General features: G+C 60.9%; 24 protein-coding genes. 13 read left to right on the forward strand and 11 right to left on the reverse strand.

What is annotated here, in order from left to right; genetic code table 11:
- The first annotated feature begins 19 nt into the window (after nt 1-19).
- On the forward strand, nt 20-1,621 hold the full coding sequence (locus IB244_RS12495; RefSeq protein WP_192304390.1) for an ABC-F family ATP-binding cassette domain-containing protein: 1,602 nt from the start codon (nt 20-22) through the stop codon (nt 1,619-1,621).
- A 17-nt stretch (nt 1,622-1,638) separates the two neighbouring features.
- Here IB244_RS12495 and IB244_RS12500 read toward each other — a convergent pair whose 3' ends face one another.
- The gene (locus IB244_RS12500; RefSeq protein WP_018856542.1) at nt 1,639-2,367 is read right to left on the reverse strand and encodes an esterase family protein; all 729 of its coding nucleotides are present in this window, start codon (nt 2,365-2,367) and stop codon (nt 1,639-1,641) included.
- Complete coding sequence (locus IB244_RS12505; RefSeq protein ID WP_192304393.1) at nt 2,364-3,329, reverse strand: acetylxylan esterase; 966 nt, start codon at nt 3,327-3,329, stop codon at nt 2,364-2,366. Before IB244_RS12505 ends, IB244_RS12500 begins: the two co-directional genes overlap by 4 nt.
- Before the next feature lie 169 nt (nt 3,330-3,498).
- Here IB244_RS12505 and IB244_RS12510 point away from each other — a divergent pair, with 169 nt between their 5' ends.
- The 3 genes from IB244_RS12510 to IB244_RS12520 all read left to right on the forward strand — a co-directional run bounded on the left by IB244_RS12510 (nt 3,499) and on the right by IB244_RS12520 (nt 7,841).
- Complete coding sequence (locus tag IB244_RS12510; protein ID WP_192304395.1) at nt 3,499-4,872, forward strand: GH1 family beta-glucosidase; 1,374 nt, start codon at nt 3,499-3,501, stop codon at nt 4,870-4,872.
- A 43-nt stretch (nt 4,873-4,915) separates the two neighbouring features.
- Nucleotides 4,916-5,464 carry an NADPH-dependent FMN reductase gene (locus tag IB244_RS12515; protein WP_018856545.1) on the forward strand — a complete coding sequence of 183 codons (549 nt, stop codon included), beginning with the start codon at nt 4,916-4,918 and terminating at the stop codon, nt 5,462-5,464.
- A gap of 166 nt (nt 5,465-5,630) precedes the next feature.
- Nucleotides 5,631-7,841, forward strand: coding sequence for an EAL domain-containing protein (locus IB244_RS12520; protein WP_192304396.1), 2,211 nt, complete (start codon nt 5,631-5,633; stop codon nt 7,839-7,841).
- On the opposite strand, the gene IB244_RS12525 is transcribed toward IB244_RS12520, so the two are convergent.
- The 3 genes from IB244_RS12525 to IB244_RS12535 are packed head-to-tail and all read right to left on the reverse strand — an operon-like array spanning nt 7,842 to nt 10,211.
- A complete protein-coding gene (locus IB244_RS12525; protein WP_018856547.1) occupies nt 7,842-8,783 on the reverse strand; it encodes a rhodanese-related sulfurtransferase in 942 nt (313 codons plus the stop codon).
- Nucleotides 8,780-9,745, reverse strand: coding sequence for a CHAD domain-containing protein (locus tag IB244_RS12530; RefSeq protein WP_192304398.1), 966 nt, complete (start codon nt 9,743-9,745; stop codon nt 8,780-8,782). Before IB244_RS12530 ends, IB244_RS12525 begins: the two co-directional genes overlap by 4 nt.
- Nucleotides 9,723-10,211, reverse strand: a complete 489-nt coding sequence (locus IB244_RS12535; protein ID WP_018856550.1) for a CYTH domain-containing protein — start codon at nt 10,209-10,211, stop codon at nt 9,723-9,725. The genes IB244_RS12530 and IB244_RS12535 overlap by 23 nt, the downstream gene beginning before the upstream one ends.
- Nucleotides 10,212-10,366: 155 nt before the next feature.
- Here IB244_RS12535 and IB244_RS12540 point away from each other — a divergent pair, with 155 nt between their 5' ends.
- The 4 genes from IB244_RS12540 (at nt 10,367) to IB244_RS12555 (ending at nt 12,798) form a co-directional block, all read left to right on the forward strand.
- Entirely contained in the window at nt 10,367-11,005 is a 639-nt protein-coding gene (locus IB244_RS12540) for a 2-dehydro-3-deoxy-phosphogluconate aldolase (RefSeq protein WP_018856551.1), read from the forward strand.
- A 107-nt stretch (nt 11,006-11,112) separates the two neighbouring features.
- Nucleotides 11,113-11,823: a tellurite resistance TerB family protein gene (locus IB244_RS12545; protein WP_192304400.1), complete on the forward strand. Its 711-nt coding sequence runs from the start codon at nt 11,113-11,115 to the stop codon at nt 11,821-11,823.
- A 70-nt stretch (nt 11,824-11,893) separates the two neighbouring features.
- The gene (locus IB244_RS12550) at nt 11,894-12,586 is read left to right on the forward strand and encodes a GNAT family N-acetyltransferase (protein WP_192304403.1); all 693 of its coding nucleotides are present in this window, start codon (nt 11,894-11,896) and stop codon (nt 12,584-12,586) included.
- Nucleotides 12,583-12,798 (forward strand): hypothetical protein, encoded by a 216-nt coding sequence (locus IB244_RS12555; RefSeq protein WP_018856554.1) that lies wholly within the window; start codon nt 12,583-12,585, stop codon nt 12,796-12,798. Before IB244_RS12550 ends, IB244_RS12555 begins: the two co-directional genes overlap by 4 nt.
- Nucleotides 12,799-12,809: 11 nt before the next feature.
- Here IB244_RS12555 and IB244_RS12560 read toward each other — a convergent pair whose 3' ends face one another.
- The 3 genes from IB244_RS12560 to IB244_RS12570 form a co-directional block, all read right to left on the reverse strand.
- Nucleotides 12,810-13,889, reverse strand: a complete 1,080-nt coding sequence (locus tag IB244_RS12560; protein ID WP_018856555.1) for a nickel/cobalt transporter — start codon at nt 13,887-13,889, stop codon at nt 12,810-12,812.
- Nucleotides 13,883-14,524 (reverse strand): DUF1007 family protein, encoded by a 642-nt coding sequence (locus IB244_RS12565; RefSeq protein ID WP_192304405.1) that lies wholly within the window; start codon nt 14,522-14,524, stop codon nt 13,883-13,885. Before IB244_RS12565 ends, IB244_RS12560 begins: the two co-directional genes overlap by 7 nt.
- An 87-nt stretch (nt 14,525-14,611) precedes the next feature.
- Entirely contained in the window at nt 14,612-15,505 is an 894-nt protein-coding gene (locus IB244_RS12570) for a LysR family transcriptional regulator (RefSeq protein WP_018856557.1), read from the reverse strand.
- Between the two features lie 566 nt (nt 15,506-16,071).
- Between IB244_RS12570 and odc2 the strand changes: the two genes are divergently transcribed.
- The 3 genes from odc2 to IB244_RS12585 all read left to right on the forward strand — a co-directional run bounded on the left by odc2 (nt 16,072) and on the right by IB244_RS12585 (nt 19,827).
- Complete coding sequence (odc2, locus tag IB244_RS12575; RefSeq protein ID WP_025658907.1) at nt 16,072-17,205, forward strand: ornithine/lysine decarboxylase; 1,134 nt, start codon at nt 16,072-16,074, stop codon at nt 17,203-17,205.
- An 88-nt stretch (nt 17,206-17,293) separates the two neighbouring features.
- Nucleotides 17,294-17,884, forward strand: a complete 591-nt coding sequence (locus IB244_RS12580) for a GNAT family N-acetyltransferase (protein WP_018856560.1) — start codon at nt 17,294-17,296, stop codon at nt 17,882-17,884.
- 932 nt (nt 17,885-18,816) lie between these two features.
- The gene (locus tag IB244_RS12585) at nt 18,817-19,827 is read left to right on the forward strand and encodes a serine hydrolase domain-containing protein (protein ID WP_192304406.1); all 1,011 of its coding nucleotides are present in this window, start codon (nt 18,817-18,819) and stop codon (nt 19,825-19,827) included.
- A gap of 20 nt (nt 19,828-19,847) precedes the next feature.
- On the opposite strand, the gene IB244_RS12590 is transcribed toward IB244_RS12585, so the two are convergent.
- The 3 genes from IB244_RS12590 to IB244_RS12600 all read right to left on the reverse strand — a co-directional run bounded on the left by IB244_RS12590 (nt 19,848) and on the right by IB244_RS12600 (nt 22,866).
- Nucleotides 19,848-20,837 (reverse strand): WD40 repeat domain-containing protein, encoded by a 990-nt coding sequence (locus tag IB244_RS12590; RefSeq protein WP_026371715.1) that lies wholly within the window; start codon nt 20,835-20,837, stop codon nt 19,848-19,850.
- Entirely contained in the window at nt 20,837-21,949 is a 1,113-nt protein-coding gene (locus IB244_RS12595) for a CobW family GTP-binding protein (protein WP_018856564.1), read from the reverse strand. Before IB244_RS12595 ends, IB244_RS12590 begins: the two co-directional genes overlap by 1 nt.
- Nucleotides 21,950-22,074: 125 nt before the next feature.
- On the reverse strand, nt 22,075-22,866 hold the full coding sequence (locus IB244_RS12600; protein WP_025658912.1) for a creatininase family protein: 792 nt from the start codon (nt 22,864-22,866) through the stop codon (nt 22,075-22,077).
- Nucleotides 22,867-23,040: 174 nt separating this feature from the next.
- Between IB244_RS12600 and IB244_RS12605 the strand changes: the two genes are divergently transcribed.
- Together IB244_RS12605 and IB244_RS12610 are read left to right on the forward strand one after the other, a co-directional pair.
- Nucleotides 23,041-23,553, forward strand: coding sequence for a MarR family winged helix-turn-helix transcriptional regulator (locus IB244_RS12605; protein WP_169682349.1), 513 nt, complete (start codon nt 23,041-23,043; stop codon nt 23,551-23,553).
- A 121-nt stretch (nt 23,554-23,674) separates the two neighbouring features.
- On the forward strand, nt 23,675-24,697 hold the full coding sequence (locus IB244_RS12610; protein ID WP_018856567.1) for a LacI family DNA-binding transcriptional regulator: 1,023 nt from the start codon (nt 23,675-23,677) through the stop codon (nt 24,695-24,697).
- The last annotated feature ends 6 nt before the right edge of the window (nt 24,698-24,703 follow it).

Here is a 24,703-nt window from a genome sequence, read left to right on the forward strand (position 1 = left end):
ATTCGGGAGTCCTTTATCCATGCCTGCATCCATTACCCTATCCAATCTGTTGTGGTCCACGCCTGACGGGCGACCCCTTCTTTCCCATCTCGATCTGAGCTTCGGCGCCGAGCGAACCGGTCTTGTCGGCCGCAATGGTGTCGGCAAGACGACGCTGCTCAAGCTCGTCTCTGGCGAACTGCAGCCGCAATCCGGCAGCATTGCCTTTGGCGGACGGCTCGGCATCCTGCGCCAGTCGGTCCAGGTGGAGGAGGGTGCAACGGTCGCCGATCTCTTCGATGCCAGTGATGCGCTCGCAATCCTTCGCCGCGCCGAAGCTGGCGACGCCACTGCCGACGAACTCGCCATTGCTGATTGGACGATCGAGGCGCGTATCGCCGCGGCGATCGAACGCGTCGGGCTGGACGCAGAACCGGAGACGTTGCTTATCTCGCTTTCCGGCGGCCAGCGGACGCGTGTGGGTCTTGCGGCCCTCGTCTTCTCCGATCCCGATTTCCTGATCCTCGACGAGCCGACCAACAATCTCGACCGAGATGGGCGGGAGGCTATCATCACGTTGCTTTCCGGCTGGCGCGCCGGCGCCATCGTCGTCAGCCATGATCGGGAGTTGCTCGATACCATGGATGCGATCGTCGAGATCACCAGCCTCGGTGCCCGGCGATATGGTGGAAACTGGAGCGCCTTTCAGGTGCGCAAGGCGCTTGAGCTCGCCGCCGCCGAGCACGACCTCGCGGACGCGGAGCGGCGTGTTGCCGGTGTGGTCCGCAGCGCCCAGGTCGCGGCGGAACGACAGGCCCGCAGCGATCGCAACGGCCGCAAGAAGGCGGCAAGAAGCGATATGCCGCGTATCGTCGCCGGTGGCCTCAAGCGGGCGGCGGAAAACACCAGCGGCAACAAGGTTCGCCTTGGCGAAAAACGCCGCGAGGAGGCGGTGGAGGAGGCGGCCGCGGCGCGGCAGCGGATCGAGATCCTGCAGCCCTTTTCAGCGCAGCTCGCGTCAACCGGGTTGCCGCCCGGCAGGCATGTCTTGCGGTTGGAGCGCGTCACCGCGGGCTATCGGCCCGAGGCGCCGATCATCCGAAACCTCTCTTTTGCCATGACCGGCCCCGATCGCGTCGCGATCGCCGGGCCGAACGGCTCCGGCAAGACGACAGTGCTGGCGCTGATCACAGGCGTGCTGCAGCCGTGGTCCGGGACCGTTTCCGTCATGACCGGCTTTTCACTGTTCGATCAGAGTGTCAGTCTGCTCGATCGATCGTTGTCGATCCGCGAGAATTTTAGCAATCTCAATCCCCAGGCCAATGAGAATGCCTGCCGTGCGGCGCTGGCGCGTTTCATGTTCCGGGCGGATGCCGCCCTGCAGCAGGTGTCGACGCTCTCGGGCGGGCAGTTGCTGCGCGCCGGTCTTGCCTGTGTTCTCGGTGGCGCAAAGCCGCCGCCGCTGCTCATCCTCGACGAACCGACCAACCATCTGGATATCGATTCCATTGCAGCCGTAGAAGCGGGGCTGCAGGCCTATGACGGAGCGCTGCTTGTCGTCAGCCACGACGAGGTGTTTCTGGAGAATATCGGCATATCGCGTCTGCTTCAGCTTCCGCTTGGCGAAGAGCTTCTTCTCTAGGCGGGCCGGGTGCGGGGTCAGATGTAAAGGCCGGCCATCTTGCGCCAGGCGCCTGCCCGGTGAGCGCGGCCTTCCCAGACATGCAGCTGGTGGCCGACCTGCTTCTCCGCCAGCAGCCGGCTGAGGTGATAGTTGTTGTCGAGGAAGGGGTCGGCGTCACCGATGGTCAGGACGATCTCGACCTCGCGCAGCTTATCCAGCTGCCAGCCGCCGTTTAGCCCCGGCAGGAAGTGCGTCGGCGTGTGGAAATAGACCGTGTCGTCGTAATAGCCGTCGAACAGATCGCCGAAGGAGTCGACCCTGATCGTCAGGTCGTAGCGGCCGGAGAAGGCAACCAGCTTGCGGAACAGATGCGGATGCCGGAAGACCAGGCTGGCGGCCTGGAAGGCGCCGAGGCTGCAGCCATGCACGATGGTGCACTCATGTCCGTTCTTCGATGCCATCAGCGGCAGGACTTCGTTCAGGATATAGTCTTCGAAGGCCGTGTGGCGGCGGATTCGGTCAGCCGGATGCCGGTCGAAGCCGTAGAAGGTCTCTGTGGCCAGCCCCTCGATGCAATAGAGCTGCAGCTGGCCGGCTTGCAGCTTGTCGGAAAGGCTTTCGACCACGCCGAGCCTTTCGTATTCCCAGAAACGTCCCTCGCGGGTCGGAAACATCAGGACCTTGGCGCCGGCATGGCCGAACACCAGCAGTTCCATCTCGCGATGCAGGCGTGGACTATGCCAGCGCAGATATTCCCGGTTCATAACACCTTGAAGAAATCTCGGACTTTCTCGCGCAGTATCGCGTTCTGCTCAGTGCTACCGGGATAATCGAAGTGCCCCGCATCCAATATGAAGGTTTCATTATATTTTGATGTCGGAAGGGCGTTGGCCACCGCGAACTGGCAGGGCGGCGCGACGGCGGGGTCGAAGAGGGCGACGGCTGCGAGCATCGGCACCTCGATCCGGCTTGCGGCACTGGCCGCGTCGAACATCCGCAGGGTCTCGAGAACGCTTCCATGTGTCGTCTGGTATGTCTGCACGGAATCTGCGCTGCCGACGGTCGGTAGCGTCAGCCATAGCTCCCGGTCGCCGAAGGTCGGGACGACGAGGTGGCCGCGATCGATGCGCGGATCGAACGGGATCGCCAGCGCGCCGATGCCGCCGCCGAAGCTGACGCCGCTGTAGCCGATGTGGCCTGAGAGCCATGGATAAAGTGTGAGAAGCGACGAGACGGCAAGCCAGAGATCATCGACGCAGCCGCCGATGATGTAGGTGTTCGGGTTGTCGATACCCTGCAGGACATGCCCCGACGCATCGGCCGGAATGGGCGGGCGGGCGCTGAGCGACAGGCCACGGGCGCAGGGGAAGAAAATGGCAGCTTCCTCGACAGGCAGGTCGAAATCGGGCGCATCGCGGCCGCCATAGCCGTGGCCCACCACCAATCCGCGGCGCACCGGCAGCCGCCGTGGCAGGAGCAGCCAGCCGCCGATCTCGAATCCACCGGTCGAGGTGTAGGTGATGTCGAGGACCTGCCAGTCGGGATGCGTCAGGCTGCTCTTTCGAAGCACCGGCTGCGGGTCGGTGGCGATCGCTCTTTCGTATCGGGCCTGCCAGAACGCATCGAACCCCGGCGGCGCTTCGGGCGGAACGATCGCTCGGAGGTCGGCAAGGGTCATGCCGTAGGTGGGGTTAAAGGCGAAGGGGTGTGTGGTGGGAATGCTCATGGGAGGGTTGTTTCGCGAAAGGGCGCGCAATGCAAGGCGGGAGCGCCTGATGCGCAAGGCGCCCCCGGAACGGCTAACCTGAAACGTTACAGCATTGTCATTTCCACGCTGTACAACATCGGTCCGCTTGGCTAAACCGCCTCTTGAAACCATGAAGAACGGGATTTTCATGATCGATCCGAAGACCCTTGCTGCCCGCTTCCCGGGCGATTTCACGTTCGGCGTTGCGACGGCGGCGTTTCAGATTGAAGGCGCTTCCAAGGCAGACGGCCGCAAGCCCTCCATCTGGGATGCCTTCTGCAACATGCCGGGTCGCGTATTCAACCGCGACAATGGCGATGTCGCCTGCGATCACTATAACAGGCTCGATCAGGACCTCGATCTCATCAAGTCCATGGGCGTCGACGCCTACCGCTTCTCGATCGCCTGGCCGCGCATCATTCCTGATGGTACCGGCCCGGTAAACGAGGCGGGCCTCGATTTCTACGATCGTCTCGTCGATGGCTGCAAGGCGCGTGGCATCAAGACCTTCGCAACGCTTTACCATTGGGATCTGCCGCTGCTTCTCGCCGGCGACGGCGGCTGGACGGCGCGCTCGACGACCTATGCATTCCAGCGCTACGCCAAGACAGTGATGGCCCGCCTCGGCGACCGCCTCGATAGCGTCGCGACCTTCAACGAGCCATGGTGCATCGTCTGGCTCAGCCATCTCTATGGCATTCATGCGCCGGGCGAACGCAATATGCAGGCAGCGCTTCACGCCATGCACCACATGAATCTCGCGCATGGCCTCGGCGTCGAAGCGATCCGCGCGGAAGCGCCCAACGTGCCTGTAGGCCTCGTGCTCAACGCCATGTCCGTCATGCCGGGCTCCGACAGCGCTGCCGACATTGCGGCTGGCGAACGCGCGCACCAGTTCCACAACGGCGCCTTCTTCGATCCGGTCTTCAAGGGCGAGTACCCGAAGGAGTTCCTGGAAGCACTCGGCGAGCGCATGCCCGTTGTGGAAGAGGGTGATCTCAAGATCATCAATCAGAAGCTCGACTGGTGGGGCCTCAACTATTACACGCCGTTGCGAGTTGCTGATGATCCGGCAAAGAACGGCGACTTCCCCTGGACTGTCGAGGCGCCACGCGTCAGCGACTTTAAGACCGATATCGGCTGGGAAGTATATGCGCCTGGCCTGAAGAACGTCGTCGAGGATCTCTATCGCCGCTACGAGCTGCCGGAGTGCTACATCACCGAGAACGGCGCCTGCTACAACATGGACGTCGTCAACGGCGAGGTCGACGACCAGCCGCGCCTCGACTATTACAGCGAGCACCTCGATACCGTCGCCGACCTGATCAAGGACGGGTATCCGATGCGCGGCTACTTCGCCTGGAGCCTGATGGACAATTTCGAATGGGCCGAGGGCTACCGGATGCGGTTCGGCCTCGTGCATGTTGATTACGAGACCCAGGTCCGCACGGTAAAGAAGAGCGGCAAGTGGTACAGCGAACTTGCGGCACAGTTCCCGAAGGGCAACCACAAGAGCACCTGACGAGCGCATGGCGCGAATCGGCGCCGTGGCTTAAACCGTGCGCATGGAAAAGCCGCTCTTCCTCTATGCGCTCTGCGGCAGCCAGCGAAAGGCTTCGACCAATCGCCGGCTGCTCGAAGCCCTGCGGGATAATGCGCCCGCAGGCGTCGTAGTCGAGATCTGCGAGCTGATCGGCGAGCTGCCGATCTTCAACCCGGACCGCGAGGGCGAGAACACGCCAGCGATCGTCGAAGAGTTTGCAGCCAAGATCCGTGCGGCCAACGGCATTATCGTCGCATGTCCGGAATATGCCCATGGCCTGCCCGGGGGATTGAAGAACGCGCTTGATTGGCTCGTTTCCCGCGACGAAGTGCCGTTCAAGCCCGCAATGATTGCGCATGCCTCGCATCGCGGCGATTTCGCCCTCGAGCAGTTGACCGAAGTACTGAAGACGATGTCGCTGCGGCTTGTCGACGAGGCTTTTCTAAAGATCTCGTTGCTTGGCAAGACGGATGGCGGACAATCTGACGTCCTTGCCGAAGCCGTGAAAAGCGGGCTTCTCGTATCTGTGCTTGTAAAATTCTGCGCTGCAATCAATCGCGTTGGCGTCTGACTCATTCCGTCAAGTTGCGGAAAACATTGCGTAATCAATGTATTTTCCTGACGTTTTGGGGGCTAGCGGTTATGGCGAAAAAATCGCCGATGATTAATCGTTACATCGATCCCTTAACCGTTTTTTGAGCCCTAGCTGGCAGACTTCCGTGATCGGGGAGCAATGAATGCGGGCAATTTTCGGGGGCAACAAGAAAGTATCGGGCATCGGTCGTCATGCGACGGTCGCCGGCGTGCTTTTCTCCTTTGCCATTGTTGTCGCAATTGTCACGACGCTCGTGTTGAGCGCGCTCGAGCGCGTTGCGGATCGATCCAACGTGCTGGATGACGAGCGCTCCCGTGAAACTGTCTCCGGCGCCCTGAAGACCTTCGAGATGCAGTTGGGCGCGACGCTCAACGATTATGCAGCCTGGGACGATGCCGCGGTGAACGTCTATGCCGCCGATGGCATGGCCTGGACGATCAGCAACTACGGCGAAATGTCGGTCAACAGCTCCCTCTTCGATATGGCAATCGTGATCGATGACGAGAAGAAGTCGATCATGGCCTATCAGGAAGGCAAGCCGATGGAAGGCGCGCTGGACGATTTCTTCTCGCCCGCGCTCTGGTCACTCTTCGACAAGGTGAAAGCGGCGGGCCTGCAGGACAACCCGGAGGCGACAGGTTTCGTCGATACCAAATCCGGTATTGCGGCGGTCGGCGTCGCGCTGGTGCGCGAGAAATCCGGCGCGCTCGCTATGCCGGCAGGAAAACATCGCTATCTCATCTTTGCCCGCCACCTAGGTTCCGAGAGGGTGGCCGAACTTGGCGCGACCTATGTGGTCGACGGTTTGAAGCTGGTCGCCCCTGATTTCGAAGCCCCGTATTCGGTGGCGATCGCCGACGCCAAAGCGGCCATGCTCGGCAAGCTCATCTGGCTGTCGCGGGGGCCCGGAGATATCGGCTATGGCGAAGTTCGTCCGATGGTCGTCAAGGCACTCGGACTTGTCGGCTTGTTCTTCATCGTTCTTCTCATCATCGGTTGGCTGGCGCTACGCCGCCTCAAGGCCGAGGAAATCATTGCCCGAGAGGAAGCCAATCGTGACCGGTTGAGCGGCCTGTTGAACCGAGATGGGCTTGGAACCGCGATCGACGCCTTCGTTGCCGAGGCAGCGCAAACGCATCGCAATGTGCTCATCCTCTATCTCGATCTCGACGGCTTCAAGGAAGTCAACGACGCTTATGGTCATGGCACCGGCGATCAGCTGATCCGCGCGGTCGCAGCTGGCCTCAACGTGCTCATTCCTGTGGGCGCCGTGCTCGCCCGCATCGGCGGCGACGAGTTCGCCATCGCTTTTGTCTCCGAAAGTGAGCACGCCGTTGCCCTGCAGCTTTCCGAGCAGATCCTGGACTTCCTCGCAGAACCGCTGGAGATCGGCCGGCGCGTCGTCGTCATCGGTGCAAGCATCGGCATCGCCATGTCGGAGGGTGGTGCGATCGACCGCGAGGAACTGGTGCGCCGGGCTGACCTTGCCATGTACAAGGCCAAGGAAGCCGGCCGTGCACGCATGACGCTTTACGATCCAGCCATGGACGCCGACCGGGCCGAGCGCAATGCGCTGGAACTCGATTTGCGGATGGCGATCGAAGGCGGTGATTTGCAGATTGCCTATCAGCCGCTGATCGATGCTGCGACCCATGAAATGACGGGCGTCGAGGCGTTGGTGCGATGGAACCGCCCGGGTCACGGGCCGGTCTCGCCTGAAGTGTTTATCCCCATTGCGGAAACCAGCGGGCTTATCGAAGCGCTGGGGCTCTTTGTTTTGCGCAAGGCCTGCGAGACAGCCAAGCAATGGCCGGAACTGCGCATCTCGGTCAATGTTTCTCCGGGGCAGTTCCGTAACCCGGCCTTTGTCGACTATGTCCGATACGTGCTGAAGCAGACGGAGATCGAGGCCAAGCGGGTGACCCTTGAAGTCACCGAAGGTTACATGATCCAGAACCCTCAGCGTACCCGGCAGGCGATCGAGCGACTGAAGACACTCGGCGTCAAGGTTGCGCTCGACGACTTCGGCTCGGGCTTTTCTTCCATCGGCTACCTGCGCCAGTTCGGCTTCGACCGCATCAAGATCGACCGCTCGCTGGTCATGGACATCCTGGAAAGCGACAGCCAACGCGAAATGCTGCAGGCGACGGTGGCACTTGCCCGCTCGCTCGACATTCCGGTCACGGCCGAGGGCATCGAGACCGAAGAGCAGGGCATAGCGGTGCGGCTCTTCGGCTGTGATACGTTACAGGGCTACTTCTTTGGCCGGCCGATGCCGGCCGATCAGATCACCGAACGGCTGATGCGGTCGCGCGCGGCAAAGGTCACCACCCGCCGCACCAACGCCGCCTAATCAGGTTCCGATGTGCTTTTGGCCACGCTTCTTGGCGAGCGCGATCTGATGCTGCCGCTGGCGGTAGCGCAGGCGGTCGTCTTCGCTGCGCGTGCTGTAGCAGTTGCTGCAGGAAACGCCTTCCTCGTAGTGAGGTGAGGTGATCTCCTCAGCTGTTATCGGATTGCGGCAGGCGTGGCAAAGCTTGTGTTCGCCTTCCTTTAGGCCATGCTCGACCGAGACGCGCTCGTCGAAGACGAAGCAGGCGCCATCCCAGAGGCTTTCTTCCTGCGGGACTTCCTCGAGATACTTCAGGATGCCGCCCTTGAGGTGATAGACCTCCTCGAAGCCCTGCTCCTTCATGAAGGCGGTTGCCTTCTCGCAGCGGATGCCGCCGGTGCAATACATGGCGATCTTCGGCTTGTTGTGCAGGCCGGTATTGTTGCGCACCCAGTCCGGAAACTCGCGGAAGGTCTTCGTATTCGGGTCAACAGCACCGCGGAAGATGCCGATTGCCGTCTCATAGTCGTTGCGCGTGTCGATGACGATCGTGTCGGGATCGGAGATCAGCGCATTCCAGTCCTGCGGCGCGACATAGGTGCCGACCACCTTGTTCGGATCGATGTTCTCGACGCCCATGGTGACGATCTCTTTCTTGAGCTTCACCTTCATGCGCAGGAATGGCATCTTCGATGCGTGGCTTTCCTTGTGCTCGAGCGCGGCAAATTCCGGCTGCGCGCACAGGTAGGCGAGCACTGTCTTGATGCCCGCGTCCGGTCCGGCGATCGTGCCGTTGATCCCCTCGTGCGCCAGAAGCAGCGTACCCTTCACGCCATTGTCTTCGCAAAGTGCCTGCAGCGGCTCGCGCAGGCTTTCGAAGCGCGGCACGGAAACAAAATGGTAAAGCGCCGCGACGAGAAAAGGGCTCGCCGCTGCCGTCGGTTGGGTCAGCGTGTCTGTCATGCGGCTGGAAATACAGGTTTCGGCCCGCGAACGCAATCGGCGGGATCGTCGCGGTTAGCAACGGCCCTCCAGAGCAGCGCGATCCGGTCCGCTTCCTTGTCATAATCTTTCGGGAACACATCCTCGGCACGGTCCAGCGCTGCATTCCGATCTTCCTGCTGGCGGAAGATGATGGCGTCGAGCAGACGGGCGAGATCGTCCGCACCCGGAAAAAGGTGCGGCTCTGCCTCGACGAGTTCGCAGAGCACATCGAGATCGTGGACGTGACCGAGCAGATCAACGAGTTGGCTGGCCGCTTCGTACTTCGCCTTCATTGCCGTCGGCCACAGGGGGCGGAGAAGAGTGTGATAGGCGCGGTAGTCCTGCGTCCGTTTGCGCAATGTATGGAAGGTTTCCGCCGAGGCTTCGTCGTGACAGGAGGCAATTGCTTTCTGCGCTCCGCGGACGGTTTTTCGCCAGCCTTTGGCGATCAGTCGCGCATTCCTGCTCTGACGGCCGTTGAACTCGATTGTGTCGAGCGCGGCGATGGCCTCCCCAAGCATGCCGGGTATTTCCGATAGCCGCTGCTCCAGGCCGCTCTCGGCGGCCCCAAGCATACGATCGCGGCGCATCTCGAGTGCAGAGACGATGCGGCCGAGTGTCTCACCCTCCTCGGCATCGCGCGCGTTCTCCTTCAGGTAGACGGCAGTGTCGATCAGCGCCGCGGCATCACGGATTGTGGAGACGGATTTGGCGACGTCGCGGAGCCTGGCGTTCTCCCGCTCGCGAAAGGCCGGGATGTCCCTGGCGACGAGGCGATAGAGCGAGCGAACGCGTTTCAGGTTCTTGCGGAAGTCATGGATGGCCTCGTGCGTGCCATTCGGCCTCTCTTCAATAATGTCTATCGCCTCTTGCAGGTGGCCAGCGGCCGCTCTACGAAATTCGTCTGTGAGATGGTGGTCAGGCCGTATGCGAAAAGGCATGCCTATCGTGCTCGAATTCGGTGGCAAGGGCCTGATTTGAGTAGCGGAAATCACCTGTAACTTCACGGCCGATCCAGGCGGGCAGCGTTGGATTGTCGTCTTCCGAATCCATTTCGACTTCTGCGATCACCAGTCCGTGGTGCTCGCCGGCGAAGACATCGACCTCCCAGACAAAACCATCATGGGGGACGCGGTGGCGCGTCTTCTCGATGACAATGCCGACTGCCTCCTTCAAGAGCTCTTCAGCGTCGCCAACAGGGATATCGTACTCGAATTCGTCGCGCGTCATCGTGCTGCGGCCTATCTTGACCGTCAGCCGTGCTTTCTTGTCATCCAGCACACGAATGCGGACCGATCGGTCGTCCATGGAGGCAATGTAGCCCTGCCGTAGCTTCGATTTCGTCTCGGCTTCGGAACGCCATGCATCGCTGCGTACTAGAAACTTCCGCTCGATTTCTTTCGCCATTTCCGATGACCTTTTGTGACGATTTTATTACGCTAGCCTAATTTTCCCGCTATGGGTACCCATTCTGTTACGAGGATAGGTTTTGTCTCGACAAAGCGCACCCTTGGAGGTATTTCGAGACCCGAATTCAATCGTTTCAAAAGGATCAAGCGGCCATGGGCGAAAAGACAGAAAAGCTCCTTTCCATCCTGAAACTTCAGCCTGTTGTACCGGTTCTGATCGTCGATGACGTCAAGTCCGCGGTTTCGCTGGCGCGTGCTCTTGTCGCAGGCGGCCTGAAGGCGATCGAAATCACCATGCGCACGCCAGCCGCCCTCGATGCCGTTCGCGCCGTTGCCGACGAGGTCGAAGGCGCTGAGGTGGGTGCCGGCACTATTCTCAACGCCGCCCATTGGGATGCCGCGGTCGCTGCCGGCTCGAAATTCGTCGTCAGCCCGGGCGCGACGCAGGAGCTGCTGGATGCGGCCCGCAATTCCTCCGTTCCGCTGCTGCCGGGTGCTGCGACCGCAAGCGAGGTCATGGCGCTGCGCGAGGAAGGCTACAAGGTGCTGAAGTTCTTCCCGGCAGAACAGGCTGGCGGCGCTGCCTATCTCAAGGCGCTGTCTTCGCCGCTCGCAGGTACAGTCTTCTGCCCGACCGGCGGCATCTCGCTGAAGAATGCGATGGATTACCTGTCGCTGCCGAACGTTATCTGCGTCGGCGGCTCCTGGGTGGCTCCGAAGGAATTGGTTGCTGCGGGCGATTGGGCCGGCATCACCAAGCTCGCGTCGGAAGCCGCTGCACTGAAGGCTTGATTCCAGGATAAACGGCATTTGATGCAGGCGGAATTTCCGCCTGCATTTGTATTTTGGGCGTCAGCACCTATCTCCCATTTGGCCTCTAGACAGGGAGATGATGAGGAATGATCGACGCGAAGAAGCTTCTTGAGCAGTTTCTGGGTTCGCAGGTGCCGGGTGTCGGCGGTACCGTCAAGGACCGGGCGGGCGACGCGATCCAGATGGCCAAGGACAATCCGTGGAAAGCCGGTGCGCTGGCAACCGTTCTGCTCGGGACCAAGGCTGGACGCAGCATTGCCGGCAATGCGCTTACTATCGGCGGTCTCGCTGCGATCGCGGGTCTCGGCTATCAGGCCTACAAGAATTATCAGGCAGGGCAGGCGCCGGCCACTCCGTCCGATGCGCCCCCACCAAGGACGGCCTTGCTGCCGCCCCCCGCTGACTCCGGCTTCGGCACCGGTTCCCCCGCCCAAAGCAACGAATTCGTCCTCGTTCTCATCCGCGCCATGATCGCCGCGGCCAAGGCCGATGGCCATGTCAACGATGACGAACGCGCCCTAATCCTCGAGAAGATCAAGGCCGCGGATGTCGCCGCCGAAGCCGCCTTCTTCATCGAACGGGAGTTGTCGCAGCCGACGGATCTCGACGCACTGGTTGCCGCCGCCGAGACTGAGGAGCAGCGGGTGGAGCTCTACACCGCGTCACGCCTGACCATTGAGCCGGATTCGCGCGCCGAGCGCGGCTATCTCGACCTGCTGGCTGGTCGCCTTGGCCTTCCCGATGCTTTGGTCGACCACATCGAGGCGACGGTGTCCTCCGCCAAGGTCAGCCTCTAAAAGCATCATTCGGCCAGTTGCCTTTCCCAGGCGGCTGGCCTAAGCCATGTCTCCTTACCCGGAGGAGCGTATGCGCGATCTATCGAATTTCAAGGGCTGTCCGGCACCCCAGCCGGTGACCCTCAGGGGGCGTTTTGTCACCGTCGAACCCTATGTCCGCGAGCAGCATCTGCAGGCTTTGTGGGACGGACTTGGCGGCATGGCCATCAATCCCTTGCTGCGCTACTTCTCGCAGCCCGATTTTACAGGTACCGAGGACTTCGCCGCCTGGCTTCAGTCGGTCGCCAAATCGGGTTGGCTGACGCATGTCTTCCGAGACAACAGCTCCGGCAAGATCGTCGGCATGGCGAACTACATGCGGGCCGATCCGGCCAATGGCGTGGTCGAGGTCGGCGGCGTCGCGCACGGTGCCGACATGAAGCGCTCGCCGCTCTCCACCGAAGTTCACTATCTGATGGCCAAGCATGTCTTCGAGGATCTCGGTTACCGGCGCTATGAGTGGAAATGCGACAATCTGAACGAGGCGAGCAAGACGACGGCGGCCCGCTATGGTTTCACCTACGAAGGCGTGTTCCGCCAGCACATGATTTCCAAGGGCCGCAATCGCGATACGGCCTGGTTTTCGATGCTCGATTCCGAATGGCCTGTCCTGAACGCAGCGTTCGAGGCCTGGCTGTCTCCCAGCAATTTTGATGCAGACGGCAAGCAGAAGCGGCGGCTGGAGGAAATCCGCGCCGAGCTGACCAAGGAATCGACAGAGTGACGGATCCGAGATCGGAAGGCCGTTCGCAGGCAATTGCGGCGGCCATCATCCTTATGGCCGCCGGCCTCGTGCTCTATTTCATGCCGGCCATCATTCTCGCACTTGGCAGCTACTCGCCGTATCTGGCGGCTGGTGTCGGCGCGTGCCTGGTTCTGGCTTTTTTCGTCGTCTTCTGGCTGAGGGCGCGATATCAGCGCCAGCGCGGTAAATAGCGCCGTAGGCTCTAGCCCTGTAGCGAGGCGCCGAGCAGCAGTGCGCCCATGGCAATCACCAGCAGGGCGCCTAGGATTTCGATCGTATTCCCGATCCACACCGACGCGGCTGAGCCGCGCCCGGCGAGGCGCATCGCAGTGCCTTTGGCAGTGACCGCGAGCGTTGCCAGCATCGCGACCGTTATCGCGGTGCCAAGCGACATCGCGATCACCGATAGCACGCCGCCGAGATAGAGGCCGTTCAGCAGCGAGAATGTCATGACCAGCAGCGCGCCCGAGCAGGGGCGTAAGCCAACGGCGATGATGGCCGACCAGGCTTCGCGGACATTGAACTTCTCGGCCTTGAGCAGGGACGGATCGGGCATGTGCGATTGGCCGCAGGTCTCGCAGGCCATGCCGGCAATGAACTTGTGCCCGGCTCTGAGCGCCTGTGCTTCACCGAAGGCGTAGCTCGAACCTTGCTTCTGCGCTGCATTGTCCTGCCAGTCCAGCATCATGCTGACGGGGCCAGACGACGTTGCCATGACCTCACGGCGTGGCATGCCTGCAATGATCCCCCGCAGCTTGCGGAACAACAGCCAGCAACCGAAGAGGATGACTAGGATGAAGCTGGCGATCTCCATCGCCTGCGTCGCGGCCGTCAGGCTTATGCCGGTGCCGCGCAGCACCAGCCATGCGCCGCCGACAAGTGCGATTGCGACAAATCCCTGGAGGAAGGCGGAGACGAAGGAGATGGATACGCCGCGTTTCAGCTCGATCTCATTGGCGATCATGTAGGAGGAGATAACAGCCTTACCGTGCCCGGGGCCGGCGGCGTGAAAGACGCCATAGGCGAAGGAGAGGCCGATCAGCGCCCAGAGATGCCAGGAATCCGCACGCATGGCTCGCAGCGCACCCGTCAGGGCACGATAGAAGGCCTGCTGCTGTGCATTGACATAGAGGAGGAGGGGAGCAAGCGGGCCGCCCGTCGGCTGGAAGCTCGGTTCCGATGTGCCGATGCCGAGCGGCGACTGCGCATGCGCAACGGCCATGCCCGCGACCAGCACGAATGCGGCGCCGAGCGCAATCGGCCGAAGCCGGTGTCTCAGCATGTGAGATCCAGTCGCGTCGCGAAGAGCTTCGACATGTTCGTCCCCGTCGGGTCGTTGAAGAAAGCGTCGGTCAAGGACTGCTTGTTCTCGGCGATCACCTGGTCGGCATCGGGGCGGACGACCTGGTGCTTGCAACTTTTGAACCGGTCGCCGACCAGAACCAGCTCGTTGTCGGTCGGGAAGTCGATCGAGGTGTAGAGCGTCGGGTCGTAGACACCGAAGGTAAGGCCTCCCTTGAGCGGCATCTTTTCTGCCGGCTTGACGGCGAAGAACATCAGCAACTGACCCTGCTTGTAGTCCACATGGATCAGGTCGGGCTTCTCGACCTTTATATTCTTACCGTTCATCGTAAGGTTCATGTAGTAGTCGTAGTCGACCAGCGAATCCCGCACGGTCTTGCCGACCTCGGCCAGCTCGTTCGGGTCCAGCTTGAGATCGGTGTTCTTGTCGAAATCCATCACGACGGACGACGAGAATATCTCGTCGAAGCGCCAGACGTTGCGCAGTTCAGCAACGTTGCCGTCGTCATCGGCGACGACCTCCAGCCGCGCTTCGACAAACACATGCGGGTGTGCAAAGGCTGCGGCTGGCAAAAGCGACAGGAGCGACGCCATCAGGAATGTCGATTTCTTCATGCGTGCTCTTACTACGGGATCCCAAACTCACCTGATTCCTCGCCAGTAAATGGGACGGAATTGGGACCGGCCCCAGACGGGAAGCGGTCAGGAATGCTTCTTGAACCAATTGTGAAGGTAGTCGACGAAGATGCGGACCTTGGCCGGCAAGTAGCGGCGATGGGGGTAGACGGCATAGATACCGCGATCGGTCGGAATGTAATCGTTGAACAGCGTCACCAGCTCGCCGCTCTCGATCGGCTTGCGGGCGATGAAATCGGGAATCAGCGCGACGCCGATGCCTGACAGTGCGGCGCGCAGCGTCGCATGTGGGCTGTTGACCTCCATGGGGCCTGTCACCGCAACGGCAAAAGATGTGCTGTCCGGATTGTAGAAGCGAATGCTGCCCTGGCTGCGCGAGTTGGTGTCGACGATGAAGGGGACGTTCGACAGATCCGATGGGTGGGCAAGATCCGGATGGCGCTCCACGAAGTCGGGTGTCGCGCAAAGATGGACGCGGAAATCCGAGATCTTGCGGGCGATCATGCCGGAGTCCTCGAGCTTGGTCACGCGAATGGCGACATCGAAGCCTTCCTCGATGAGATCGACGAATCGGTCGTCCGCGGCGATCTCCAGCGCGAGATCCGGGTTTTCCTTGGCGAAGTCGATCAGCGACTGGCCGACCTCGGCATCGACGAAGGTGCGTGGCACCGAGACCTTCAGTCGGCCCTTCAGTTGGGCGTTATTCTCGCGCACGAGATCGGCGAGGTTGTCGATCTCCTTCAGGATGTCGGATGCCGTGCGGTAGTAGGTATGACCGGCCTCGGTCATGGAGAATTGGCGGGTCGTCCGGTTCAGCAGCAGGGCGCCGAGTTCGTCCTCCAATTCACGCACATATTTCGACAAAAGCGCCTTGGAGCGGCCGGTGCGCCTCGCCGCAGCCGAAAAGCCTTCTGCTTCAACGACATCGATGAAGGCGCGGATGCGGGTGAGGGTGTCCATGACGATCTCCTGAAAAAGCGCCGAACCACCATTCAAATCAGTCGGTTGCGGGCCGTTTTACCACGTTGAACAAATTGCGGTGTATTGTTCAAATATTTTCTGCCGGGAGATGCGAAAAAACCGCTTGATTATGACGGCGAATATTCCTATCTCGTGGTCAGCCCAAAGTCGCACGTGCCCATGGGTGTCCGCCGAACCCTCGAATTGGTGAGGAAATCGGTAAGGTACCTGGAATTAACCCCTCCAGTCGCTATTCTGGCCAACCGGAAAATGCGAGGACGCCTGAAGCAACGACGGTGCGGGCCTTTTTGTTCTCTCCCTGCTTTCCATCAGCGGGGGTTACTGAAGAGGCACACCTTCATTGCCGGAAGTGCGGTAGGGAGCTCCCTCCAATCCATGGCAGACAAAGCCGGATCCATGTCGCTTTCGCGGCGTTGATCCATCATTTGCGCTATCAAGCGCTTGCTAAGGTTCCGGGGTCTCCACCGGCTGGTTCCTATGCGAGCGATTGATTGCCCTTTGTCCTCCGGTTTTCCGGAGCTCTGGAATTGGAAGAGGGAATCGATATGACCACCCAGCGCATCCGCGACTTTCTCGCAACCCGACGTCCCGACGGTCCCTGCCTCGTGGTCGACCTCGACGTCGTGCGCGATAATTTCTCTGCTTTCCGTCACGCCATGCCGGACAGCGCGATCTACTACGCCGTCAAGGCAAACCCGGCTCCGGAAGTCCTGAAGCTGCTCGCCGACATGGGCTCGAGCTTCGATTGCGCGTCAGTCGCTGAAATCGAAATGGCGCTCAATGCCGGTGCAACCGCTGCCCGTATTTCCTTCGGCAACACGATCAAGAAGGAACGCGACGTTGCCCGCGCGCATGCGCTCGGCGTCAGCCTCTTTGCGGTCGACAGCCACGAGGAAGTCGAGAAGATCTCGCGTGCCGCTCCCGGCGCCCGCGTGTTCTGCCGCGTCCTGACGGATGGTGAAGGTGCTGAATGGCCGCTGTCGCGCAAGTTCGGCTGCGTCCCGCAGATGGCTGTGGACGTTCTCGTCTACGCGCATCAGCTCGGCCTCGAGTCCTACGGTGTGTCGTTCCACGTCGGTTCGCAGATGACCAAGGTCGATGCCTGGGATTCGGCTCTCGCCGACGCCAAGCGCGTCTTCGTTCAGCTGGCCAAGCAGGGCATCCACCTGCAGATGGTCAACATGGGCGGCGGCTTCCCGACCAAGTATCTGCGTGATGTTCCGTCGGCGGAAGCTTACGGTCGTGCGATCTACCAGAGCCTTCGTGACCACTTCGGCAACAACCTGCCGAAGACGATCATCGAGCCGGGCCGTGGCATGGTCGGCAACGCCGGTGTCATCAAGACTGAGGTCGTGCTGATCTCGAAGAAGTCGGACAACGACGCAGCCCGCTGGGTGTTCCTCGACATCGGCAAGTTCGGCGGTCTCGCCGAGACGATGGACGAAGCCATTCGTTACCCGATCCGGACCGAGCGCGACGGCGACGAAATGGAGCCTTGCGTGATTGCCGGCCCGACCTGCGATTCCGCAGACGTGCTCTACGAGAAGAATCTTTATCCGCTGCCGATCTCCCTTTCGATTGGCGACGAGATCCTGATCGAAGGCACCGGGGCCTACACAACCACCTACTCGGCGGTCGCGTTCAACGGCTTCGAGCCGTTGAAGGCCTACGTCATCTAATATTGCCAGCCCCGTAGCCAGCCGGGGCGGCATTCTCACAATTCATATCAATCGCCGCTCATATCGGTTTTGGGTACGGGAGGCCACGATGGCCGCTGTTCTTGATTCTGTCCGCGCATTTTTTGCGCCTTCTGTCTTTACCATCGACGCCGAGAACGCTGGCGACGTCGTGGCTCGCGAAAACCTGCTGGATCGTGCCATGGGCGCGAACCGCCGCAAGAAGTCGTCGGAAAAGATCCGCCGCGGCCGTGTGCCGGCTGAAGGCCTGGCGCTGGTTGCACGCGATCGCGACGGCCATGTCATCGGCACCGTGCGCCTGTGGAACGTCGAGGCCGGCGTCAACGCCGAAGGCACGCCGATCAACGCGCTGCTGCTCGGGCCGCTGGCGGTTGATGCGAGCTTCGAGGGCAAGGGCGTCGGTTCGGCGCTGATGCGCGCCGCCATGCTGGAAGCGAAGAACCGTGGGCATGGCGCGATCCTGCTCGTCGGCGATGCCCCTTACTACGAACGTTTCGGTTTTTTTTCCGGGAAGGCTCAACATCTCGTCATGCCGGGTCCCTTCGAACGCTCGCGCTTCCTGGCGCTGGAGCTCATCGAGGGCTGGCTTGACGGTGCGGCCGGCATGATCGTCCCCTCGGGGCGGATGCTGGCAAGCGCCCCGGTCCGCAGGGCGGCGTGATCGGCAAGGCCTCTCCCCTGATGGGGAGGGGCCTTTTGTTTTCTCGTTTTTCGGAAATCAAGTTTAGGAGGCGCCGGAAAACCGGACGAACGCTTAGCCTAAACTTTTATGACTGCGTGCCCCCTCAGGCTTCAATTATTTGACGACGCTTGTGTCGACCAATTGAGTTCCGGCAGTCTGAACGACATTTTCAGGTATAGCGGCGATGAAGAACATCGTGAAAGCATAAACCGCGAATATAGTCGCTGCGGCAGTGGCCCTTAGAATCATTCATGCACTCCTATTCTCAGGAGTCCAATGTGGGCTCAAAAAGTGGCTTTCCAAAGAGTTTTCTGAACGCCAGATGAACAAAAAACTGTGAGAGCAAAAATTAATGATATTTTAGCAACACCTGAGTTTCGCCCCAAAGTGGGCGAAATTCCTGATTTGTTCTCACGAATTTGCAATTATTTCAAGCATATAGATGAAAGTTTGGGCATTGGTTTTCCTCGCTGGCGCGTGGTCGCCCTATAATCTCCTCGTCATCTGGCAGGGAGCCGGGTTCATGAACCGGTCCGCCTTCCGTTCATATTTCGGCGCTCGATGATGGTTGCCGAGGCTGGGTCGGATACCGTCAGGGTTGAAGATCCATCGGGGAATCGGGATCGGGAGACGCTCGTGTCGAACTTGAGAAGCCGGAAAGCTCGCCGCAATCGGGCAGGCGATGCAGCCTGACATCCCATTCCGCTACCCCAAATCGCCTGCCCACTCCTATCGGGAAAACCGTCACGAAGCATGGCTTCGCGCGGCGCCTTGGGCTGCCTGCGGGATGGCGGCCTACGCCTGTGGTCGTGTTCATCAGACGCGTCCCTGCCGATCATAAATTTTCACGTCCGCGTGAGCCGCATCGGGCGGACGATGATTTTGCGTTCTGCCTACGCTAGCTCAGCGAAATGATCACGCGCCTCGCTTTGCTCGTCGCTTTCCTGCTGTCGCCGCTCGCTGCCGTTGCACAGCCGGAGAACGGCCGGACGGCAGTTTTGCTCGAGAGCTTGTCCTCACGCGTGGAGTTGAAGCCGCTGAGAACCGTGATCGTCGCCAGGGATGGGCGGACGGTGGCGGAACAGGGCTACGGCGACCACGCCGCGACTGAGTCAGTCAACATCAAGTCCGCTTCCAAATCGATCATTTCATGCCTCGTCGGCATCGCCATCGAAAAGAAACTGCTGGAAAGCCCGGACCAACGGATCGCTCCGATCCTGAAAGCTGATCTGCCTGCCGATCCCGATCCGCGGCTTAACGAGATCACCATCGGCAACCTACTTTCGATGCAGGCGGGGCTTGGTCGCCTGTCTGGTCCCAATTACGGGCGCTGGGTTGCCTCGCGCAACTGGGTGCGTTTTGCCCTTGCCCAACCTTTCGACGACGCGCCTGGCGGTCAAATGCTCTATTCGACCGCCTCCACGCACCTTATCTCGGCGATCCTGACGAAGGTCAGCGGGAGGTCGACGCTGGCGCTCGCCCGCGAATGGCTGGCACCCGTTAGCGGCTTTAGGATCGGCGCCTGGGAGCGCGATCCGCAGGGCATCTATCTCGGCGGGAACCAGATGGCGATGACGGCCCGCTCGCTGCTGGCTTTCGGCGAACTCTATCGCAACGGCGGCAAGGCTGCGGATGGCACGCAGGTCGTGCCTGCGGACTGGATCGCGCAATCGTGGCAGCACCGCACCAATTCGCGCTTCTCCGGCGACGATTATGGCTACGGCTGGTTCTCGCGACAGATTGGCGGCGAGGAGGTCCATTTCGCCTGGGGATATGGCGGCCAGATGCTCTACATCGTCCCCTCGCTCGGCATGACTGTTGTCATGACATCGGACGAGAGCGGCCCATCGGCGCGCACCGGCTACCGCGATGCGCTGCATGGCGTTCTTGCGGAGATTATCGAGGCGGCGCGGCTGTCCTGATAACACAGCCGCGCAAAAGCTTAGGCTGCGATATCGACGACACCGCAATCGCCGGCTTCGGAAGCGAAGGCCAGCAGCTTGCCGTTCTTGCTCCAGCTCATCGACGTGATCGCGCCTTTGCCGGGTCGGCGCAGCAGCGCTTCCTTGCTGTCGGCAATGCGGACGGCGAGGATCATGCCGTCGATGAAGCCGATCGCCAGGATGTCTTCGACAGGGTGGAACTTCACTGAGGTCGCCATGATGTTGGCGCGGGTGCCGAGCTCGAGCGGCGCTTTGCCCATCGGGCCGTCTTTGCCCTGGAATGGCCAGACGATCGCAGCCGGCGCACCTGACGAGGCAAGCCACTTGCCCTTCGCGGACCACGAGAGAGACTTCACCTTGGCGGGGTAGCCGGTCATGCGCATGTGCCGGGCTTCAGCGCCGGCCTTGCTGTCGAGCTTCCATCCGTGCAGTGCGTTCTCCTGCATCGTCGTGACGAGGAAGTTGCCGTCAGGCGAGAAGGTGACGCCGGTATGGGCGCCCTTCCATTCGAGGTCGACCGGCTTGGCAGCGGTGCCGACCCAATGCAGCGACACGCCGTTGTAGCGCGCGGCGGCAATGCGCATGCCCTTGGGCGCGAAGGCGAGACCTTCGACGGTCCGCTCTTCGGTAAATTCCTTGGTCGTGCCGTCGGCGAGGCGCACGAGAGCGCTCTTGCCGTAGGAGTAGGCGACGGCGCCCTGCGGGCCGGCAGCAAGCTGGGAAATCCATTTGCGCGGCGCGTTTGCAAGCTCGGTCACCCCGGCATCGGCTCCGATGCGCAGCACCTTGCCGTCCTCACCGCCGGAAATCAGGCTTTCGCTATACGGGTCGCGGATGCAGCTCAGCATGCCCTGATGGGCCTCGGTCACCTTCTCGCCGCCGTCGAGGCGGTGAATGGTGCCGGCGGCATTGGCGAAGAAGGGGGTGTCACCTAAAAATTCGACGGCCAGGATATGGCCGTCGAGATCAAACGGGGCAACTGTGGGCATCAGGCCGCCGCCTCGCACGCCTTGAAGGAAGCTTCGAGCTTTTCGTGATCAAGTTCGCGGCCGATGAAGACGAGACGGGTCTCATGCTTCTCGCCGTCCTTCCAAGGGCGCTGGTGGTCACCTTCGATGATCATGTGGACACCCTGAACGACGTAGCGTTCGGGATCGTCCTTAAAGGCGATGATGCCCTTGAGGCGCAGGATATTCGGCCCCTGAGTCTGCGTGATCTTCTGGATCCAGGGGAAGAAGCGTTCCGGGTTCATTTCGCCGCCACGCAGCGAGACCGACTGCACCGTCACGTCATGGATCGGCGACATGGCGCCATGATGATGGTGGTCATGATCATGATCATGGTGGTGATGGTCATGATCGTGGTCGTGATCATGCGCATGATGATGATGGTGGTCGTGGTCGCAATCCGGACCGCAGACGTGATCGTCATGGTCATGATCAAGAAAGTGCGGATCGTTCTCCAGCGCGCGCTCCAGGTTGAAAGCCCCCTGATCGAGAACGCGGGCCAGATCGACGCCCGAGCGGCTGGTCTTGTAGACGCGGGCCGAGGGATTGATGGCGTGAACGATATCCTCGATCTGCGCCAGCTCTTCCGGCGTGACGAGGTCGGTCTTGTTAATCAGGACGACGTCGGCAAAGGCGATCTGGTCTTCGGCCTCGCGGCTGTCCTTCAGGCGCAGCGGCAGATGCTTGGCGTCGACGAGAGCGACAACCGCGTCGAGTTCCGTCTTGGCGCGCACGTCGTCATCCATGAAGAAGGTCTGGGCGACCGGCACAGGATCTGCAAGGCCCGTCGTTTCAACGATGATGCCGTCGAAACGGCCGGGGCGGCGCATCAGGCCTTCGACAACGCGGATCAGGTCGCCGCGCACGGTGCAACAGACGCAGCCATTGTTCATCTCGTAGATCTCTTCGTCGGATTCGACAATGAGGTCATTGTCGATGCCGATCTCGCCGAACTCGTTGACGATGACCGCATATTTCTTGCCGTGGTTCTCCGACAGGATGCGGTTGAGTAAGGTCGTCTTGCCGGCGCCGAGGTAGCCGGTGAGAACGGTAACGGGGATAGGCTTCTGCTGGGTGGGGATCGCGTCGGTCATAAGAACCTCGAGAGATGGCACGCCCGGGGGCGGGGCTGAAAATTCGTCGGTCTCATATAAGGAGTTGCGGGCGGCAGTTCAAAGGGTTTTGTATGTTATAAGATCACATCGCACCGGCGATGGTTTCAATCGAGCTCCGCCGCGTCGAATGCATCGACGTCCTGCAGCAGTTCGGCCAGCCCCCTCACGGACTGCGCAATCAGCGCCTCGCCCTTCTCCGCCGTCGCCAGCGACGCGTTGCCCGCCACGCCCGATGGGCTAAGGTCAGACATTTTCCATCCGAAGGCGTGCGGGCCATAGGCACGCAGATGCTTGAAGCGGGCAGCGAAATCCGACTGTCGGGACGGGAAGTCTGCAGCCTTGGTCATGTCGACCTTATCCGGGTGAAGCGCCAGCATCACCGACGTCTCGATGTCGCCGCCGTGGATGTCGATCGCCTTTGCCTCGGGCGAGATGACATCGGCGGGAACGCCGAAGCGCGTCCAACTCGTGGCGACGGCGAGCATGTTGAACCGGACGCGGGCCTCCGTCGCAACGATCGTCATCAGCGGTGAGTTGCCGCCATGGGCATTCAACATCACCAACTTGCGAATGCCCATGTCCGAGAGCCTCCGGGCAATGCCGAGCCAGCGTTGGATGGCCTCTCCATATGTCAGCGTTTGCGTACCCTTCACGTCCATGTGCTCGATCGAATAGCCGACTGTTTCTGTCGGCAGAAACGTGACCGGCGAGGCGGCGGGAATTGCAGCCTTGAGCCGGGCAACGATGCCGGCTGCAATCAATGCGTCGGTGTCGAAGGGCAGGTGAGGTCCGTGTTGCTCGTGGGCGCCAAGCGGCAGGATTGCGATCCACCGACTGCGGTCCGAGGGGGAGAGATTCGGATCGTTGTGTTCGAAGTCGCGAGAAGGCACATTCATCCGGCTAAGCCCTCTTGTTTATGACGAGATGATGCGCAATGTGATAGCGCAGCGTTCTCAATGCTTATCGCATAAGCCCTTAAACCAAAATCGATTTAGGGGAGATGATTATGAATGTTCCGGCTCCCTTGCAAGGCGAGGGATGCGCAACACGGCAAAGTCAAAGGAATCGCGATGGGGAAGAAGCACAAGGACGGTAAGAAGCAGAAATCCAAGAAGAAGGACCAGACCGAATATACGGTTGTAGATCTTTCGCCGGCTTTGACACAGGCGGCCCGCTCGATGCGCACCGTGCTGTCTCGCAACCTGCTTGAAAGCGGTCTCTATGCCGGCCAGGACGGCGTGATTTTGCTGCTCGCGGAAACCGACGGGATGACGGCAGGCGGGTTGGCACAGAAGCTCGGCGTCAAGGCGCCAACCATGACGCGCACGATCGGGCGCATGGAAGCCCAAGGCTTCCTCGAACGCAAGCCGGATGCCGACGATGCCCGCCTGACCAAGGTCTATCTGACTGAACTCGGTCGCGGCAGCGTCCAGGCAATCGAAATGGCGTCCTCGGCGTGCGACAGCATGGCCACCCAGGAGTTCTCCGAGAAGGAAATTCGCAATCTTGTCCGTCTGTTGAAGGCAATCGACGGCAACTTGCAGTCCGCCGCCATCCCTCTCGATGAGCCTGAGGAAATCTGACAGATTTGTGAAATTACGAATTGCTTCGTTGCGTTTAATCTTTTAATTAAACATTTTAATAGTGCTCGACTCTTGAAATGGTTGGGCGCAAGGACAACCGCGCGTTGCCTGGGGAGGACACGTGGCTCAAAAGATAAAGCTTTCGACGATCGCCGAAACGCTCGGCATTTCCACAGCAACCGTATCTCTTGCCTTACGTGACAGCCCGCTCGTGGCTGGTGCCACCCGGGACAAAATCAAGGAACAGGCCCGCGCACTTGGCTATATCTATAACCGCCGCGCCGCCAGCCTGCGTACGTCCCGCTCTGGCATCATCGGTGTCGTCGTCCACGACATCATGAACCCGTTCTATGGCGAAATCCTGAAGGCGATCGAAAGCGAGCTCGATCGCAGTCGGCACACCTTCATTCTGTCGAACCATTACGACTCCGTCGAAAAGCAGCGCACCTTCATCGAAACGCTGCTGCAGCTCGGTGGGGACGGTGTCATAATGTCCCCGGCGATCGGTACGCCGCCGGAGGATATGCAGCTTGCGGAAGACAACGGCATGCCGGCGATCCTGGTGGCCCGCTCGCTGGACGGATTGGACCTTCCGACCTATCGCGGCGACGACAGCTACGGCATTTCGCTCGCCACCAACCATTTGATCGGCCTTGGCCATCGCTCGATCGCCATGATCGGCGGTACCGACCAGACGTCGACGGGACGCGATCGCTATCAGGGCTACGTCAATGCGCTGCGCAAGGCCGGCATCGATGTTGATCCGGGTCTACGCATTCCCGGTCCGCGCTCGATGCAGGGTGGTTTCGAAGCGGCGGTGCATTTCCTGTCGCTGCCGCAAAAGCCGACGGCGGCGGTCTGCTGGAACGATCTCGTCGCGATCGGCCTGATGAACGGCATTTCCCGCGCCGGTCTCGTTCCCGGCAAGGACATTTCCGTCACCGGCTATGACGACCTCGAGGAAGCGTCAATATCGATGCCGGCGCTGACCACCGTCTGGAATGGCCAGGCGGAAGTCGGACGCCTTGCTGCCCGCGCGCTTCTCGATCGCCTGGCGGGCAGCCACGAGCCCGACGGCATCCATCTGATCAAGCCCGAGATGCGCATCCGCCAGTCGACCAGCCCCTACCGACCGCGCCCGTAGCAAGCC

This window comes from Rhizobium sp. RHZ02 (assembly GCF_014851575.1).
Lineage (GTDB): Bacteria > Pseudomonadota > Alphaproteobacteria > Rhizobiales > Rhizobiaceae > Rhizobium > Rhizobium altiplani.

What these genes read in the sequence shown, in the direction of transcription:
- IB244_RS12495 (WP_192304390.1), top strand. Translation starts at nt 20, where the DNA reads ATGCCTGCATCCATTACCCTATCCAATCTGTTGTGGTCCACGCCTGAC.
- IB244_RS12500 (WP_018856542.1), bottom strand. Translation starts at nt 2,367, where the DNA reads ATGAACCGGGAATATCTGCGCTGGCATAGTCCACGCCTGCATCGCGAG.
- IB244_RS12505 (WP_192304393.1), bottom strand. Translation starts at nt 3,329, where the DNA reads ATGAGCATTCCCACCACACACCCCTTCGCCTTTAACCCCACCTACGGC.
- IB244_RS12510 (WP_192304395.1), top strand. Translation starts at nt 3,499, where the DNA reads ATGATCGATCCGAAGACCCTTGCTGCCCGCTTCCCGGGCGATTTCACG.
- IB244_RS12515 (WP_018856545.1), top strand. Translation starts at nt 4,916, where the DNA reads ATGGAAAAGCCGCTCTTCCTCTATGCGCTCTGCGGCAGCCAGCGAAAG.
- IB244_RS12520 (WP_192304396.1), top strand. Translation starts at nt 5,631, where the DNA reads ATGCGGGCAATTTTCGGGGGCAACAAGAAAGTATCGGGCATCGGTCGT.
- IB244_RS12525 (WP_018856547.1), bottom strand. Translation starts at nt 8,783, where the DNA reads ATGACAGACACGCTGACCCAACCGACGGCAGCGGCGAGCCCTTTTCTC.
- IB244_RS12530 (WP_192304398.1), bottom strand. Translation starts at nt 9,745, where the DNA reads ATGCCTTTTCGCATACGGCCTGACCACCATCTCACAGACGAATTTCGT.
- IB244_RS12535 (WP_018856550.1), bottom strand. Translation starts at nt 10,211, where the DNA reads ATGGCGAAAGAAATCGAGCGGAAGTTTCTAGTACGCAGCGATGCATGG.
- IB244_RS12540 (WP_018856551.1), top strand. Translation starts at nt 10,367, where the DNA reads ATGGGCGAAAAGACAGAAAAGCTCCTTTCCATCCTGAAACTTCAGCCT.
- IB244_RS12545 (WP_192304400.1), top strand. Translation starts at nt 11,113, where the DNA reads ATGATCGACGCGAAGAAGCTTCTTGAGCAGTTTCTGGGTTCGCAGGTG.
- IB244_RS12550 (WP_192304403.1), top strand. Translation starts at nt 11,894, where the DNA reads ATGCGCGATCTATCGAATTTCAAGGGCTGTCCGGCACCCCAGCCGGTG.
- IB244_RS12560 (WP_018856555.1), bottom strand. Translation starts at nt 13,889, where the DNA reads ATGCTGAGACACCGGCTTCGGCCGATTGCGCTCGGCGCCGCATTCGTG.
- IB244_RS12565 (WP_192304405.1), bottom strand. Translation starts at nt 14,524, where the DNA reads ATGAAGAAATCGACATTCCTGATGGCGTCGCTCCTGTCGCTTTTGCCA.
- IB244_RS12570 (WP_018856557.1), bottom strand. Translation starts at nt 15,505, where the DNA reads ATGGACACCCTCACCCGCATCCGCGCCTTCATCGATGTCGTTGAAGCA.
- odc2 (WP_025658907.1), top strand. Translation starts at nt 16,072, where the DNA reads ATGACCACCCAGCGCATCCGCGACTTTCTCGCAACCCGACGTCCCGAC.
- IB244_RS12580 (WP_018856560.1), top strand. Translation starts at nt 17,294, where the DNA reads ATGGCCGCTGTTCTTGATTCTGTCCGCGCATTTTTTGCGCCTTCTGTC.
- IB244_RS12585 (WP_192304406.1), top strand. Translation starts at nt 18,817, where the DNA reads ATGATCACGCGCCTCGCTTTGCTCGTCGCTTTCCTGCTGTCGCCGCTC.
- IB244_RS12590 (WP_026371715.1), bottom strand. Translation starts at nt 20,837, where the DNA reads ATGCCCACAGTTGCCCCGTTTGATCTCGACGGCCATATCCTGGCCGTC.
- IB244_RS12595 (WP_018856564.1), bottom strand. Translation starts at nt 21,949, where the DNA reads ATGACCGACGCGATCCCCACCCAGCAGAAGCCTATCCCCGTTACCGTT.
- IB244_RS12600 (WP_025658912.1), bottom strand. Translation starts at nt 22,866, where the DNA reads ATGAATGTGCCTTCTCGCGACTTCGAACACAACGATCCGAATCTCTCC.
- IB244_RS12605 (WP_169682349.1), top strand. Translation starts at nt 23,041, where the DNA reads ATGGGGAAGAAGCACAAGGACGGTAAGAAGCAGAAATCCAAGAAGAAG.